Here is a 13,784-nt window from a genome sequence, read left to right as displayed (position 1 = left end):
GGTCAGCGGACCCCGAGCGTGAACGGGTGGACCGCCACGGCGCCCGCTCGTCGCAGCAGGCGGGCCGCCAGGGTCAGGGTCCACCCCGAGTCGGTGTAGTCGTCGACCAGCAGCAGGGTGCGGTTCGCGAGACCCGCGCGGGCGCCGTCGGACAGCTCCAGCTCGAGCCGACGGTCGACGACGGCCAGCCGCTGCGCCGAGTTGAGGTCGTGACGGCCGGGCGGCATCCCCCCTCGGGCGACGAACCGCCCGACCACGGGCACCCCGAGCACGGCGGCCGCGCCGCGCGTCAGGTGGTCCACCAGCTGCGGTCGCGTCGCGGAGCTCACCGAGACGACGCCGTCGACCCGGATCCCCCCGCCGGTGATCCACCGCTCGAGCACGGCGCGGGTCGCGGCCCGCAGCTCCGGACCCACCTGGCCGTCGGTCGCCGACGGCCCGACCGCGTCGCGCACGCTGCTCGCGAGACCGATGCCGTCCATCCGGGCCAGGGCCGTGCCCGGTTCGGAGCGGTCGTCGACCGCGATGCGACCCGCGAGGTCGATGCCGATCCCCGGCATGCCGGTCGGCCACTGCCGCCGCGGCACGATCTCGACCCCCGCGCGCGCGAGGCTCACCCTGACGTCCTCGGCGGCGTCGGCACCGGGCAGCGTGGGCGCCCACGGCCCGTCGCAGAGGTCGCAGCGTCCGCACCGCCAGTCGGCGGGCAGCTCGGGATCGTCCAGCTGGCGCCGCAGGTAGGCGACCCGGCACGCGTCGGTGCCGTCGAGCTTCTCGTAGGCGATCATCGAGGCCTGCTCCGCGAGCCTGGCCTGCTCGACACGGGCGTACCGCTCGGCGTCGTAGACCCACTCCTGGCCCGTCAGCTGCCAGCCGCCACGCACCTTGGAGACGGCGCCGTCGACGTCGAGCACCGACAGCATCATCTCCAGCCGGGAGCGGCGGAGATCGACGGCGGTCTCCAGCCGGGCCGTCGAGGCGATGCGGTCGGGCGAGCCCGCCAGTGCCTCGAGGACCTGGTGGACGGTCTCGGCGGGCGGGAAGGCGAGGGAGCCGAAGTAGTCCCAGATCGCTCGGTCCTCGGGTCCGGGCGCGAGCACGACGTCGGCGCTCGCGACCCCGCGACCCGCACGACCGATCTGCTGGTAGTAGGCGATCGGTGAGCTCGGCGCACCGAGGTGCACCACGAAGCCGAGGTCCGGCTTGTCGAAGCCCATGCCGAGCGCGGAGGTCGCGACCAGGGCCTTGACGCGGTTGCTCAGCAGGTCCGCCTCGAGCTGCTCACGCTCGGACGGCTCCGTCCGGCCGGTGTACGCGGCGACGTCGAGCCCGGCGCCGCGCAGCTGCGTGGCGACCTCCTCGGCCATCGCGACCGTCAGGCAGTACACGATGCCCGACCCCTCCACGCCCCGCAGGTACTCCATCAGCCACGCGACGCGGACGGCGGCGTCAGCGCGGGGGAGGACCGCGAGGCGGAGCGAGTCGCGGGCGAGCGAGCCGCGCAGGACGAGGACCTCGCCCGCCCCGGCCGCGCCCCCGGACGTGCCGACGGCCGCGCCCCCGGTCGTGGTCGACGCCAGCCCGGCCCCGAGCTGCTCCGCGACGTCGGTGCTGACCCGCTCGTTGGCGGTCGCGGTCGTCGCGAGCACCGGGGTGCCCGGCGGCAGCGTCTCCAGCAGCGTGCGGATGCGGCGGTAGTCGGGACGGAAGTCGTGTCCCCAGTCCGAGACGCAGTGCGCCTCGTCCACGACCACCAGCCCGGCGGTCGCGGCCAGGCGGGGGAGCACCTCGGCGCGGAACGCCGGGTTGTTCAGGCGCTCGGGGGAGCACAGCAGGACGTCGACCTCGCCCGCGGCGATGTCGGCGTGGATGCCGTCCCACTCCGTCACGTTGGCCGAGTTGATCGTCACCGCGCGGATCCCGGCGCGCGACGCCGCAGCGACCTGGTCGCGCATGAGGGCGAGGAGCGGCGAGACGATGACCGTCGGACCCGCACCGCGGGCGCGCAGCAGGCTGGTGGCGACGAAGTAGACCGCGGACTTGCCCCACCCGGTGCGCTGCACCACGAGGGCCCGAGCGCGGTCGGCGACCAACGCGCTGATCGCGCGCCACTGGTCCTCGCGCAGGACGGCGTCGTCACGTCCCACGAGCGCCCGGAGGGCCGTCTCGGCCTCGGACCGCAGCTCGTCCGAGGACTCGACGTCCTCGCGGACCACGGTCTCGATCGGCGTCGCCGGGGGCGAGGTCACCGAGGTCCGGGTCTCCGACGTCCGGGTCCCCGAGGTTCGCGTCTCCGAGGTGCGGGTCTCCGAACGCCGGTCCGACCCCGCCGGCTCCCGTCCACCGCTCGCGCGCCGACCGGCACCCCCGGTCTCCTCCCGGTTGCTGCCGCCACCGGGGCCACCGGTGTCGGGCGGCGCGTCGTCGTACTCGGGGTCGTAGGGCGGTTCCTCGAGCGGGGGCAGGTCCGTCATGTCGATCACCGTACGCGGGGGGTCGGACATGGTCGGCACCCGCCGGTGCGCCCCCTGTGGACGGCCGTGGGAGGCACGCGGCGTCCCGGCGCCCGACCGCCGGACGCGCCGGTGACGCGCGGCCGCGCCGCCTAGACTGGTGCACCGTGACCGCCACGCCCCTCCCCGACGCTCCCCGGCTGCCGATCCGCCCGGAGCTCGCGCACGAGGAGCCCTACGGGGCGCCCCAGCTGGACGTGCCGATCCTTCTCAACGTCAACGAGAACCCCTACCCGCCGAGCGAGGCCGTCGTGGCCGACGTCGCGGCCGCCGTCGCCGTCGCCACGCGGGGTCTGAACCGGTATCCCGACCGAGAGTTCCGCAAGCTGCGCACCGCGCTGGCGACCTACCTCGAGCGCGAGTCCGACGTCGGGGGGCTCGACGCCGACCACCTGTGGGCCGCGAACGGCTCCAACGAGGTGATGCTCCACCTGCTGCAGGCGTTCGGCGGCCCCGGCCGCACGGCGCTGTCGTTCGCCCCGACCTACTCGATGTACCCCGAGTACGCGCGCGACACGAACACCGCCTGGGTCGCGGGACGCCGCGAGGAGGACTTCTCCCTCGACCCCGAGGCCGCCGCGGCGCTGCTGCGCGAGGTGCGCCCCGCCGTCGTGCTCCTGCCGAGCCCGAACAACCCCACCGGGACGGCCCTCCCGCTCGACACGGTGCAGCACCTGCTAGACGTCGCGCGGACGACCGGCCCCGACGGCGCCGCGACCGTCGTCGTGATCGACGAGGCCTACGCCGAGTTCCGCCGCGCGGGGGTGCCGAGCGCGCTGACGCTGCTCGGCGCCAACCCGCACCTGGCGGTCTCGCGCACGATGTCCAAGGCGTTCGGTCTCGCCGGTGCTCGCCTGGGCTACCTCGCCGCCGCGCCCGCCCTGGTCGACGCGCTCCGGGTCGTCCGCCTGCCCTACCACCTGTCGGCCGTCACGCAGGCGGTGGCGCTCGCGGCCCTCGCGCACACCGACGAGCTCATGGCGCAGGTCGCGTCGCTGCGCGACGAGCGCGACGCGCTGGCGACGTGGCTGCTCGAGCACGGCCTCGACGCCGTCCCGAGCGACGCGAACTTCATCCTGTTCGGTAAGTTCACGGACAGGCACGCCGTCTGGCAGGGGCTGCTGGACCGCGGCGTCCTCATCCGCGAGACGGGTCCCGACGGCTGGCTCCGCGTCACCGTCGGCACCCCGCAGGAGACGGCGGCGTTCACACAGGCACTAGTGGAGGTACTGGGATGAGCACGGACGAGACCACCACCCCCGACCGGGGCGGCCGGCCCGCGCGCCGCGCGCGCCTCGAGCGCACCACCCGGGAGTCCACCGTCCTGGTCGAGCTCGACCTCGACGGGAGCGGCGTCGTCGACGTCGACACCACGGTCGGGTTCTGGGACCACATGCTGACCGCGCTCGGGACGCACGCGCGCTTCGACCTCACGGTCCGCGCCAGCGGTGACACCCACATCGACGTCCACCACACCGTCGAGGACACGGCCATCGTGCTGGGCGAGGCCCTGCGCGAGGCGCTCGGCGACAAGGTCGGCATCGCGCGCTTCGGCGACGCGACCGTGCCGCTGGACGAGGCGCTCGCGCTCGCCGTCGTCGACGTCTCCGGACGCCCGTACTGCGTCCACGAGGGCGAGCCGGCCGGGCAGGAGTACCACCTCATCGGCGGACACTTCACGGGGTCACTGACCCGTCACGTGCTCGAGTCGCTGGCGCTGCACGCCGGCATCTGCCTGCACGTGCGCGTGCTCGCGGGCCGCGATCCGCACCACATCGTCGAGGCCCAGTTCAAGGCTCTCGCGCGCGCCCTGCGCGCCGCTGTCGCGCACGACGACCGCGTGGTCGGCGTGCCGTCCACGAAGGGTGCGCTGTGACCGCTGGCCGGGGTGAGGACGAGCTGCCCGACGGCCTCGTCGTGCCCGACGACCTCTCGAGCCTCTTCGCCGGCGACGGCGGTGCGGCGCCGGCCGGGGACGACGGGTCCGGCGTCACCGAGTCCGCCGAACCGGCCGAACCGGCCGAGCCCGCCGTCATCCACACGACGGCGGTCGTCCTGACCTCCGTCCGGCAGGCCAAGGTGCTCGCCTCGCTGCTGTCGCTCGCGGGCATCGAGGCCGCCGTCGTGCCGTCGGCGCGCGGGGCGATCGCGGTGCGTTACGTCGAGCAGCTCGAGTCGGAGACCGATCCGGGCGAGCTGCTCAGCGGCATCCCGCTCGAGGCTGAGGCGCTGGGCGCGTCGCTCTCGGTCGCCGCGCGCAGCGAGGTCGTCCTGCTCGCCGCGCGAGTGCAGGAGATCGGCGGTGAGATCTCCGGACAGGTGAAGGCCCGCCGCTACCGCGGCGGTCAGATCGTCGAGGAGCCGCCGCCCGGTCTCGTCCTCGCCCAGGCCGACGCCGTCGCCGAACGACTCCTCATCGGTCTCGTGCAGGCGCCGCAGGTCGACGGCTACATCAGCTCCTCCGACCTCCCGAGCGCCGGTGGCGGCCGGTCGTTCTTCGGCAGGCGGCGCAAGGACGGCGGTGAGCCGGAGTGAGCGAGTCGCGTCCGACAGTCGTCGTCCTGGACTACGGCTCCGGCAACACCCACTCGGCCGTCCGGGCGCTCGAGCGCGCCGGGGCCGACGTGACCCTGACGGCCGACCCGGCGCTCGTCGCCTCGGCCGACGGCCTCGTCGTCCCGGGCGTCGGTGCCTTCGCCGCGGTCATGGAGCAGCTGCTCGCCGTCGGGGGTGACCGCATGGTCGAGCGTCGCCTCGCCGGTGGTCGCCCCGTGCTGGGCATCTGCGTCGGGCTTCAGGTGCTGTTCGCCGCGGGGGTCGAGCACGGCTCCCGAACGGTCGGCCTCGACCAGTGGCCCGGGGTGGTCGAACCCCTCGAGGCCGAGATCGTCCCGCACATGGGGTGGTCCGGCGTCCAGCCGCCCGCCGACACCGTGCTGTTCCGCGGCGTCGAGGACGAGCTGTTCTACTTCGTCCACTCCTACGGCGTGGCCACGGACCCCGCCGACCTGCTGGCGGAGGCGGGGACCACCGCGCTGACGCCGCCGCGCGTCACGTGGTCCGAGCACGGTTCGCGGTTCGTCGCCGCCGTCGAGAACGGGCCGTTGAGCGCGACCCAGTTCCACCCCGAGAAGTCCGGCGACGCCGGTGCGCGCCTGCTGCGCAACTGGGTCGGCACGCTCCGCCCCTGACGGTGCGCCCCGCTCCACCAGATCCACCGGATCCACCCCGATCGAGAGAAGACATGAGCTCCCAGCCGACCACCCAGCCCGTCCTCCAGCTGCTGCCCGCCGTCGACGTCACGGGGGGCCAGGCCGTCCAGCTCGTGCAGGGCGTCGCGGGCTCGGGCGGGCAGTACGGCGACCCGTACGACCAGGCGATGCGCTGGGTCGACGCCGGAGCGCCGTGGCTGCACCTGGTCGACCTCGACGCGGCGTTCGGTCGCGGGTCGAACCACGAGCTGCTCGCCTCGATCGTCGAGCGCGTCTCCGACCGGATCCAGGTCGAGCTGTCCGGCGGCATCCGGGACGACGAGTCCCTGCGTCGGGCGCTCGCGACCGGGGTGCGTCGCGTCAACATCGGCACCGCAGCGCTCGAGGACCCCGACTGGACCGCGTCGGCCATCGCCGAGCACGGCGATCGGATCGCGATCGGGCTGGACGTCCGCGGCACGCGCCTCGCCGCGCGGGGCTGGACGCAGGAGGGCGGCGAGCTCGACGCGGTCCTCGACCAGCTCGAGGCCGCCGGCTGCGCGCGCTACGTCGTCACGGACGTCACGAAGGACGGGACCCTCCGCGGCCCGAACATCGACCTGCTGCGCGAGGTCTGCGCCCGCACGGACGCCCCCGTCATCGCCTCGGGCGGCATCTCGACGCTCGCGGACCTGGCGGCGCTCCGGGAGCTGGTTCCGACCGGCGTCGAGGGCGCGATCGTCGGAACCGCGCTGTACGCGGGCGCGTTCACGATCACCGAGGCGCTCGACGTCGCCGGACGCCCGGGGTCCTGACGTGCCGATCGGCGACTTCCTGCCGCGCACCGGTGAGCAGCGGGCGCCGCGCGAGCTCCCGCCGGCGTCGGCCTTCGCGGGCGACGACGGCACGTGCCCGCCGCTGCTCGCCGCGGCCCTCGGCCTGCCGCCCGGTGCGGACCGGATCGGCGCCGTCGTGCGGGCGTTGGCCGAGGAGCGGGTGCTCGTCCCGGTCGTCGCGCACGAGGAGACCGAGCACGACGCCGACGTGCGGGAGAAGCTGACCGGCCGCCGGGAGCGGGTCGGCACCGCCTCCCAGGACGAGCCCACCGTCGACCACCACGGCGATCGTCACGCGTCGGCGGCCCTGGTGACCGTCCGGACGCCGGACGGCCGCGAGGCCCTGCCCGTCTTCTCCAGCGTCACCGAGCTGGCGGCGTGGCGTCGGGACGCCCGCCCGGTTCCGCACCAGGGCCCGCGCACGGCGATGGCGGCCGTGGACGAGGCCGGAGGAGTACTGGTGCTGGACGCCGGGTCCGCCGACCCCGTGGTCGTCCCGCGCCCGGCCGTGTGGGCGCTCGCCCGCGGTGAGGCGTGGGTGCCGGCGCTGGCGGATCCGCTCGTCGTCGCCGAGGTGCGCGACGTCGTCGCGGCCGTCGACGGCGTGCGTCGCGTCGTCGTCGTGGCCGGCACGCGCGCCGAGGTCAAGATCGAGCTCGCCGTGGTGGCCGGACTGACCAGGGAGCAGATCCAGGTCGTCGCCGGACAGGCGGCGCAGGCGCTCGGGGAGAGCGTCGTGGTGGCGGAGCGGGTCGACTCGCTCGAGCTGGCGCTGACGACGGCCTGACGCACGCCACGACGACTCTTCACCCCACCGCCCCGTCACTGCTGTACTGGCTGGATGACCGACGTCGATCACCCCGTCCTGCTGCACACCGTCCTGGACGCCGAGGACGTCCGCGGGCTCGCCGAGTTCTACCGCGAGCTGCTCGGTCTGATCTACCGCCCCGGTGACGAGCGCGACGAGGCACCGGACTGGCTCGTGCTGACCGACACGGACGGCACCCGGCAGCTCGCGTTCCAGCGGGTGGAGCGGCTCGCACGTCCGACCTGGCCCGACGACGACGTCCCGCAGCAGCTGCACCTCGACCTGACCGTCCCGGACCGCGAGTCCCTGGAACGGCAGCACCGGCGCGCCCTGCAGCTCGGAGCACAGCTGCGGCTGGACCGGACCGACGACGCCGACGAGCCCCTCTACGTCTACGTCGATCCGGCCGGGCACCCGTTCTGCATCTTCGTCGGCTGAGAGCCTCAGCACGTCCGCGCCGACCGTCACGCCCCGAGCGGGTAGGCGTTCCACCGCTGGGCAGGTCGGTGCGACCACGGTGACGTGACCTCGAACGGCATGCTGCCGAACGACGTGCCGACGAGCGGTGCGATCGCCGCGGGGGCGCGGGGGAGCGAACCCGCCGGGAGGGTGCCGGACGCACGGGTCCTCGCGGGGTCCCCGCGCGTCGGCACGATCAGCCACCGACCGGTGTGGACGGCGTGGTGGTGCCCCGAGCAGAGCAGGACGCAGTTGTCGGCGTCGGTCCGTCCCCCCGACATCCACGGGACGACGTGGTGCGCCTCGCACCAGGTCGACGGGATCGTGCAGCCAGGGAAGATGCAGCCGCCGTCGCGCGCGACGAGCGCCCGACGCAGCGATGCCGGGACGAGCCGGTGACGGCGTCCGAGGTCGACGATCTCGGACCGTCCTCCGAGCACGACGGGGATCATGTCCGCGTCGCACGCGAGCCGCCGCACCCTAGCTGCCGGTACGGGGCCGGCGTGGGGGAGCAGGGCGAGACCCGTCCGCGCGGCCGTCGACGTCGGACCGTCATCCCGTCGATCCTCGGCCACCGGTGGCGCGAGCTGCGCCCGAAGGTCCTCGAGCCCCATCGTGACCATGAGCCGGGGCGGCAGACCGCCGACGCGCGGGAGCTCGCCGGCGCGCAGCGCCGTCTGACACGCGGAGATCAGGGCGTCGAGCATGATCTGGGGCCGGGTCCGGTCCTCGAGCGGAGGCTCGGACTCCCGTTCCCGGTCCGTGGGACCCGCCTCGGTACCGGGCCCAGCGCCGCCGGCGGCGCGCGGGTTCGTCCCGGCGTCGAACACGCCGAGCAGGACCTCCGCCTGGAGGAGGTCGGCCCAGATGTCGAGGTGCGCCAGGCCGCCGCGCGTGGCCCCGACGTGCACCCCCTGGCGGGATCGCAGATCCTTCTCGCGCGGCTCGTCACCATCGGGGTCGAGGTGCGCGAGCAGACGCTGCCCCACCCGCTCGAGCGTGCCGGGGTCGAACGTCGCGGCGTCGGTGGTCATCGTGTGCTCGGCGACGTCGGGCGGCGCGATCGCCGCCGCGCGGTCGAGCACGCGGAGGATGACCGCGATCGCCTCGGCGCCGGGGGTGCGGTCGTCGTCGGTCGCTCCGCCCACCCCACCGCCCGTCCGTGCGTCCACGTCGTCGACGCGCACCACACCATCCGGTCCCAGTCCCACTCCCAGTCCCACGGCGACGGCCAGCACGGGCGAGCGCGCCTCGAGGGGCTCACCGGTGAGGCTTGTCCCCGGCAGCAGCGCCGCGGCGGTGCGGATGCGGCGGCGGGCCTCGGCGCCACCGATGCGCACGCGGGTGCGCAGCAGATCGCATCCGCGGCGGTAGGGGGCCGGTCCGTCGTCGCCCTCGACACCGGACCGTGCCGGCGACGACGCCTCCACCGCACCCGCGACCCGGAGCTGGAGCCGGTGGACGACCCGCGCGAGTCGCTCGACCTCCTCAGCCGCGTCCGCCGCCGTCGCCCACGACGCGCCGTCGAGCAGCGTGACCAGGCCCGCCTCGGCCTCGCTGGTGGCGATGACGGCGCGCCGGATCGCCGCCACTGCCACGCCGCCCCCGATGTCCATGCGTCAATTTTATCGAACGTGCGTTCGTCAATCAATGCCCTGCACCACATTGACGTCCACAGATTTCGCACGACGGCGGCCTCGGCCGGCGTCTGGGGACAGCCCGCGACGGCCCCGGTGAGCGAGACTGGACCATGGCCTACGCGCACACGTCCCTGTTCTCCGAGTCGCTCGGGATGAGCACCTCGGTCGCCGTCGTCCTGCCGCAGCGCACGACGACGCAGATCGGGCTGAGCGGGACGCGGTCCGCGGGCGATCCCCCCGTGCTCTACCTGCTGCACGGACTCTCGGACGACGAGACGATCTGGATGCGACGGACCTCGATCGAGCGCTACGCCGCCGAGTACGGCCTCGCCGTCGTGATGCCGCGCGTCGAGCGCAGCTTCTACCAGGACATGGCCCACGGCGAGCGCTACTGGACCTACGTCTCGCAGGAGCTTCCCGCGCTGGTGCAGCAGCTCTTCCGGGTCTCCGACCGGCGCGAGGACACGTTCGTGGCCGGGCTGTCGATGGGCGGCTACGGCGCGATGCGTCTGGCGCTCGCGCAGCCCGAGCGCTTCGCCGCAGCGGCCTCGCTGTCGGGCGCGCTCCACATGGCGCACCCGGCGGTCCGGCAGGCGCGGTCTGACTTCTACGACACGGCGTTCGGTGAGGCGGACATCGCCGGGAGCGACGCCGACCTGCTGGCCCTGCTCGCCCGCGCGGACCCTGCTCGGTTGCCGTCGCTGATGGTGGCGTGCGGGCTGCAGGACGATCTGCTGCCGATGCAGCACGCCTTCCTGGCCGCGGCGGACGACGCCGGGGTCGAGGTGGCGTCGTCGCTCACCACGGGGGAGCACGAGTGGGGCTACTGGGACGCGCGGATCCAGGACGTCCTGGCCTGGCTGCCGATCCGCAGCTGAGCCCCGGTCCGGAGCCGAGCCCCGTTCCGGAGCTGAGCCCCGCCGGCGGTCAGCGGACGGCGCCGGTCCACTTCTCGCCGGGGCCGTCGCCCGGGGCGTCCGGGAACGCCGACGCCTCGCGGAACGCGAGCTGGAGCGTGCGGAGCCCGTCACGCAGCGGCCGCGCGTGGCGGTCCCCGATCTCGGGGGCGCCCGCGGTGACCAGGCCGGCCAGCGCGGTGATGAGCTTGCGGGCCTCGTCCAGGTCCTTGAGGTCCTCGCCCGCGACGCCGTCGGCGTCGGGCGCCAGGCCGCACTTCACGGCGGCGGCGCTCATCAGGTGGACGGCAGCGGCCCCGATGATCTCGACGGCGGGGACGTCCGCGATGTCTCGGCTCGCGTCGAGCTCGTCCACGGCGACGACGGCGCCGCCGTCGCCCTCGGTGGTGGCGGGCGAGGGCGCGGCGGGGCCGGGGATGTCGGGGGAGGTCATGTCTGGTAGTGTTCCATGTCGACCAACCGGTTCCACACTCGCGCCCGCCTCGCGGCGGTGCCTGCGACGTGGGGGGCCGGTCTGCAAGCGGAGATCTCATCCCACCTCGTCCCGTCATCCGGGTCAGGTTCCGGTCGGGTGGACGTCCCATCGTCCACCCGCGCGTGTGTCCGCACACGTGACCGTCGAGGCCTCCGCACGCACCGCGTCCGGGGGCCTTTCCCGTGCGCCGAGGTCGCACCGACACGACACCGAGGAGCACCACATCAGCGAGCCCCGCATCAACGAGCGGATCCGCGTGCCCGAGGTGCGTCTGGTCGGCCCGAACGGTGAGCAGGTCGGCATCGTTCGCGTCGAGGACGCGCTCCGGCTCGCCGAGGAGGCAGATCTCGACCTGGTCGAGGTCGCCCCCGAGGCGCGACCCCCCGTCTGCAAGCTCATGGACTACGGCAAGTTCAAGTACGAGGCGGCCATGAAGGCGCGCGACGCGCGTCGCAACCAGGCCAACACCGTGCTGAAGGAGATCCGTTTCCGGCTCAAGATCGACCCGCACGACTACGGCACCAAGAAGGGCCACGTCGAGCGCTTCCTCGCGGCCGGCGACAAGGTCAAGGTCATGATCATGTTCCGCGGTCGTGAGCAGTCGCGCCCCGAGATGGGCATGCGTCTGCTGCAGCGTCTCGCGGACGACGTCTCCGAGCTCGGCGCCGTGGAGTCCACGCCTCGCCTCGACGGCCGGAACATGACCATGGTCATCGGTCCGACCAAGAAGAAGGCGGAGGCACGCGACGAGGTCCGTCGCGAGCGCGCCAAGGCCGAGCCGGCACCGCAGGCTGCACCACCCCGTGCGCCGAAGGCCCCCGCGGCCCCGGCCGAGACGCGTGCTGTCGAGGCGCCCGCCGCCCCGGCCGCGGCTCCCGCTGTCGAGACGCCCGTCGCCGAGGCCCCCGTGGTCGAGGCGCCCGCCGTCGAGACGCCTGCCGTGGAGACGCCTGCTGTCGAGGCGCCCGCCGCGGAGGTTCCTGCCGCCGAGACGCCCGCCCCGGCGCCGAAGGCTGCGCCCGCCCCGAAGGCCGCTCCGGCCCCCCGGGCGGCCGCCAAGCCCGCCGCGTCGACGCCGAAGCCTGCGACCGCCGCGCCGAAGCCTGCGACCGCCGCGCCGAAGCCTGCGACCGCCGCGCCGAAGCCCGCAGCCGCGCCCAAGCCCCGGGCCGCTGCTCCGAAGCCCGGAGGCGCCAAGCCGGCGGCTCCGCGGCCGGGACCGAAGCCGAGCGCCTGAGCCCGGCGGCCGGTGCTCGCACCGGCCACACGAACTGCACGTCCAGCACAACAGCACGTCCCGCGCGAGCGGGCCAACCGAGGATGGCGAGATGCCGAAGAACAAGACGCACTCCGGTGCGAAGAAGCGTTTCCGCGTGACCGGGAGCGGCAAGATCATGCGCGAGCGCACGGGCGCCCGTCACCTGATGGAGCACAAGAGCTCCGACCGCCGCCGTCGGCTCAACTCGGACACCTCGGTGTCCGCCGCCGACCTTCCCAAGATCAAGAAGCTGCTCGGCCGCTGAGCCGTTCCAACTAGAAGGAGACTCACGTGGCACGCGTGAAGCGGGCGGTCAACGCCCACAAGAAGCGCCGGGTTGTACTCGAGCGCGCCTCCGGCTACCGCGGTCAGCGTTCGCGCCTGTACCGCAAGGCCAAGGAGCAGGTCACCCACTCGCTCGGTTACGCCTACCGCGACCGTCGCGCCCGGAAGGGTGACTTCCGTCGGCTCTGGATCCAGCGCATCAACGCTGCGGCCCGCGCCAACGACATGACGTACAACCGCTTCATCCAGGGTCTCGGCCTCGCCGCGATCGAGGTCGACCGTCGCATGCTGGCCGAGCTCGCCGTGAGCGACCCGGCCGCGTTCGCCGCCCTCGTGCAGCTCGCCAAGGCAGCCCTGCCGGCCGACGTCAACGCCCCCCGGGTCGCGTCCGCCGTCTGAGCACGACCCCTCGGTCCGGCGCCTCGCGCCCGACGTCCGGCGGCCCGCCTCCCCTCGGGGAGGCGGGCCGCTTCGTCGTTCCCGGCGTGCGGGTGGTTCCTGGAACACTGGACCCATGCCGTTCGCCGCCGCCGTCGTCAACACCCGGTCCGATCGCGTCGCCGGACTGCGTCGGCTCGTCACGCGAGCGGGTCGCGACCGCGCGGGCGAGCACCTCGTGGAAGGGCCGCAGGCGTGCCGCGAGGCCGTGCGGTTCGCGGCCGAGCGGGTGCGGGACCTCTACATCACCGAGGCGGCGCAGTCGCGGTGGCCGGAGATCGTCGACGACGCCCTGGCCCACGGCCTCTACGTCCACCCCACCTCGCCCGAGGTGATGGTCCGCATCTCCGAGGACGCGCAGGGCGTGGTGCTCGTCCTCCGCGACGCCGACGTGGCCACGGACGAGCTCGCCGCCGTCGTGGCCGGGGCGCGTCTGGTGGCGCTGTGCGAGGAGGTCCGCGACCCCGGCAACGCCGGCACGATCATCCGCGCGGCCGACGCCGCGGGGGCCGACGCCGTCGTCCTCACCGCGGGCAGCGTCGACGTGCGCTCGCCCAAGGTGGTGCGGTCCAGCGCCGGGTCGCTGTTCCACCTGCCGGTGGTCACGGGCGTGGGGCTGGCGGACGCCGTCGCCACGCTGCGCGCCGCCGGGCTGACGATCCTCGCGGCCGACGGCGGGGGAGCCGACGACGTCGAGACCTCGCCCCTGCTCGCCCGGCCGACGGCGTGGATCTTCGGGACCGAGGCCCAGGGCCTGTCCGACGACGCCCGACAGCTCGCCGACGCCGTCGTCGCCGTCCCGCTGCGCGGTCGCGCCGAGAGCCTGAACGTCGCCATGGCCGCGACCGTCTGCCTGTACGCGTCCTCGCGCGTCCACGCGCTCTCGACGTAGGGTTTCGACATGTGAGACGCCCGTCGGCGACGCGGACCGGTGGCGTCCCACGGCTTACCCTCCTCTGCGGCG

Annotated in this window: 15 protein-coding genes; 12 read left to right on the top strand and 3 right to left on the bottom strand. The window is 74.4% G+C overall.

Going from position 1 to position 13,784, the window contains the following annotated elements:
• Window positions 1–2: 2 nt before the first annotated feature.
• Window positions 3–2,474, bottom strand: coding sequence for a RecQ family ATP-dependent DNA helicase (locus SERN_RS00165; protein ID WP_135848142.1), 2,472 nt, complete (start codon window positions 2,472–2,474; stop codon window positions 3–5).
• 146 nt (window positions 2,475–2,620) lie between these two features.
• On the opposite strand from SERN_RS00165, the gene SERN_RS00160 reads away from it, so the two are divergent.
• Genes SERN_RS00160 through SERN_RS00130 form a run of 7 tightly spaced genes read left to right on the top strand, consistent with a single transcriptional unit; the run spans window position 2,621 to window position 7,786 of the window.
• Complete coding sequence (locus SERN_RS00160; protein ID WP_135848141.1) at window positions 2,621–3,751, top strand: histidinol-phosphate transaminase; 1,131 nt, start codon at window positions 2,621–2,623, stop codon at window positions 3,749–3,751.
• Window positions 3,748–4,389: an imidazoleglycerol-phosphate dehydratase HisB gene (gene hisB, locus SERN_RS00155; protein ID WP_135848140.1), complete on the top strand. Its 642-nt coding sequence runs from the start codon at window positions 3,748–3,750 to the stop codon at window positions 4,387–4,389. The genes SERN_RS00160 and hisB overlap by 4 nt, the downstream gene beginning before the upstream one ends.
• Entirely contained in the window at window positions 4,386–5,048 is a 663-nt protein-coding gene (locus tag SERN_RS00150) for a hypothetical protein (RefSeq protein ID WP_135848139.1), read from the top strand. The genes hisB and SERN_RS00150 overlap by 4 nt, the downstream gene beginning before the upstream one ends.
• Window positions 5,045–5,704, top strand: a complete 660-nt coding sequence (gene hisH / locus SERN_RS00145) for an imidazole glycerol phosphate synthase subunit HisH (protein ID WP_135848138.1) — start codon at window positions 5,045–5,047, stop codon at window positions 5,702–5,704. The genes SERN_RS00150 and hisH overlap by 4 nt, the downstream gene beginning before the upstream one ends.
• 53 nt (window positions 5,705–5,757) lie before the next feature.
• Complete coding sequence (gene priA / locus SERN_RS00140) at window positions 5,758–6,519, top strand: bifunctional 1-(5-phosphoribosyl)-5-((5-phosphoribosylamino)methylideneamino)imidazole-4-carboxamide isomerase/phosphoribosylanthranilate isomerase PriA (protein ID WP_135848137.1); 762 nt, start codon at window positions 5,758–5,760, stop codon at window positions 6,517–6,519.
• Window position 6,520: 1 nt separating this feature from the next.
• Entirely contained in the window at window positions 6,521–7,327 is an 807-nt protein-coding gene (locus tag SERN_RS00135; protein WP_233251358.1) for an SseB family protein, read from the top strand.
• 54 nt (window positions 7,328–7,381) lie between these two features.
• The gene (locus tag SERN_RS00130) at window positions 7,382–7,786 is read left to right on the top strand and encodes a VOC family protein (protein WP_135848136.1); all 405 of its coding nucleotides are present in this window, start codon (window positions 7,382–7,384) and stop codon (window positions 7,784–7,786) included.
• 26 nt (window positions 7,787–7,812) lie between these two features.
• Here SERN_RS00130 and SERN_RS00125 read toward each other — a convergent pair whose 3' ends face one another.
• A complete protein-coding gene (locus SERN_RS00125) occupies window positions 7,813–9,423 on the bottom strand; it encodes an HNH endonuclease signature motif containing protein (protein WP_135848135.1) in 1,611 nt (536 codons plus the stop codon).
• A 134-nt stretch (window positions 9,424–9,557) separates the two neighbouring features.
• Here SERN_RS00125 and SERN_RS00120 point away from each other — a divergent pair, with 134 nt between their 5' ends.
• Window positions 9,558–10,325 carry an alpha/beta hydrolase gene (locus tag SERN_RS00120; protein WP_135848134.1) on the top strand — a complete coding sequence of 256 codons (768 nt, stop codon included), beginning with the start codon at window positions 9,558–9,560 and terminating at the stop codon, window positions 10,323–10,325.
• A gap of 49 nt (window positions 10,326–10,374) precedes the next feature.
• Here the strand turns inward: SERN_RS00120 and SERN_RS00115 are convergent, their stop codons facing one another.
• On the bottom strand, window positions 10,375–10,797 hold the full coding sequence (locus SERN_RS00115; protein WP_199241459.1) for a DUF1844 domain-containing protein: 423 nt from the start codon (window positions 10,795–10,797) through the stop codon (window positions 10,375–10,377).
• A 298-nt stretch (window positions 10,798–11,095) separates the two neighbouring features.
• Between SERN_RS00115 and infC the strand changes: the two genes are divergently transcribed.
• The 4 genes from infC to SERN_RS00095 all read left to right on the top strand — a co-directional run bounded on the left by infC (window position 11,096) and on the right by SERN_RS00095 (window position 13,712).
• Window positions 11,096–12,076, top strand: coding sequence for a translation initiation factor IF-3 (gene infC, locus SERN_RS00110; protein ID WP_233251357.1), 981 nt, complete (start codon window positions 11,096–11,098; stop codon window positions 12,074–12,076).
• Window positions 12,077–12,167: 91 nt separating this feature from the next.
• The gene (gene rpmI, locus SERN_RS00105; protein WP_135848133.1) at window positions 12,168–12,362 is read left to right on the top strand and encodes a 50S ribosomal protein L35; all 195 of its coding nucleotides are present in this window, start codon (window positions 12,168–12,170) and stop codon (window positions 12,360–12,362) included.
• A 26-nt stretch (window positions 12,363–12,388) separates the two neighbouring features.
• The gene (gene rplT / locus SERN_RS00100) at window positions 12,389–12,781 is read left to right on the top strand and encodes a 50S ribosomal protein L20 (RefSeq protein WP_135848132.1); all 393 of its coding nucleotides are present in this window, start codon (window positions 12,389–12,391) and stop codon (window positions 12,779–12,781) included.
• A 115-nt stretch (window positions 12,782–12,896) separates the two neighbouring features.
• On the top strand, window positions 12,897–13,712 hold the full coding sequence (locus SERN_RS00095) for a TrmH family RNA methyltransferase (protein ID WP_135848131.1): 816 nt from the start codon (window positions 12,897–12,899) through the stop codon (window positions 13,710–13,712).
• Window positions 13,713–13,784: the final 72 nt, after the last annotated feature.

The sequence above is a fragment of the Serinibacter arcticus genome (genome assembly GCF_004786095.1).
GTDB classification, from domain to species: Bacteria; Actinomycetota; Actinomycetes; order Actinomycetales; family Beutenbergiaceae; genus Litorihabitans; species Litorihabitans arcticus.
This window is presented reverse-complemented; position numbering and strand designations above follow the sequence as displayed.

What these genes read in the sequence shown, in the direction of transcription:
- SERN_RS00125 (WP_135848135.1), bottom strand. Translation starts at nt 9,423, where the DNA reads ATGGACATCGGGGGCGGCGTGGCAGTGGCGGCGATCCGGCGCGCCGTC.
- hisB (WP_135848140.1), top strand. Translation starts at nt 3,748, where the DNA reads ATGAGCACGGACGAGACCACCACCCCCGACCGGGGCGGCCGGCCCGCG.
- SERN_RS00095 (WP_135848131.1), top strand. Translation starts at nt 12,897, where the DNA reads ATGCCGTTCGCCGCCGCCGTCGTCAACACCCGGTCCGATCGCGTCGCC.
- SERN_RS00130 (WP_135848136.1), top strand. Translation starts at nt 7,382, where the DNA reads ATGACCGACGTCGATCACCCCGTCCTGCTGCACACCGTCCTGGACGCC.
- SERN_RS00120 (WP_135848134.1), top strand. Translation starts at nt 9,558, where the DNA reads ATGGCCTACGCGCACACGTCCCTGTTCTCCGAGTCGCTCGGGATGAGC.
- SERN_RS00165 (WP_135848142.1), bottom strand. Translation starts at nt 2,474, where the DNA reads ATGACGGACCTGCCCCCGCTCGAGGAACCGCCCTACGACCCCGAGTAC.
- rpmI (WP_135848133.1), top strand. Translation starts at nt 12,168, where the DNA reads ATGCCGAAGAACAAGACGCACTCCGGTGCGAAGAAGCGTTTCCGCGTG.
- SERN_RS00115 (WP_199241459.1), bottom strand. Translation starts at nt 10,797, where the DNA reads ATGACCTCCCCCGACATCCCCGGCCCCGCCGCGCCCTCGCCCGCCACC.
- priA (WP_135848137.1), top strand. Translation starts at nt 5,758, where the DNA reads ATGAGCTCCCAGCCGACCACCCAGCCCGTCCTCCAGCTGCTGCCCGCC.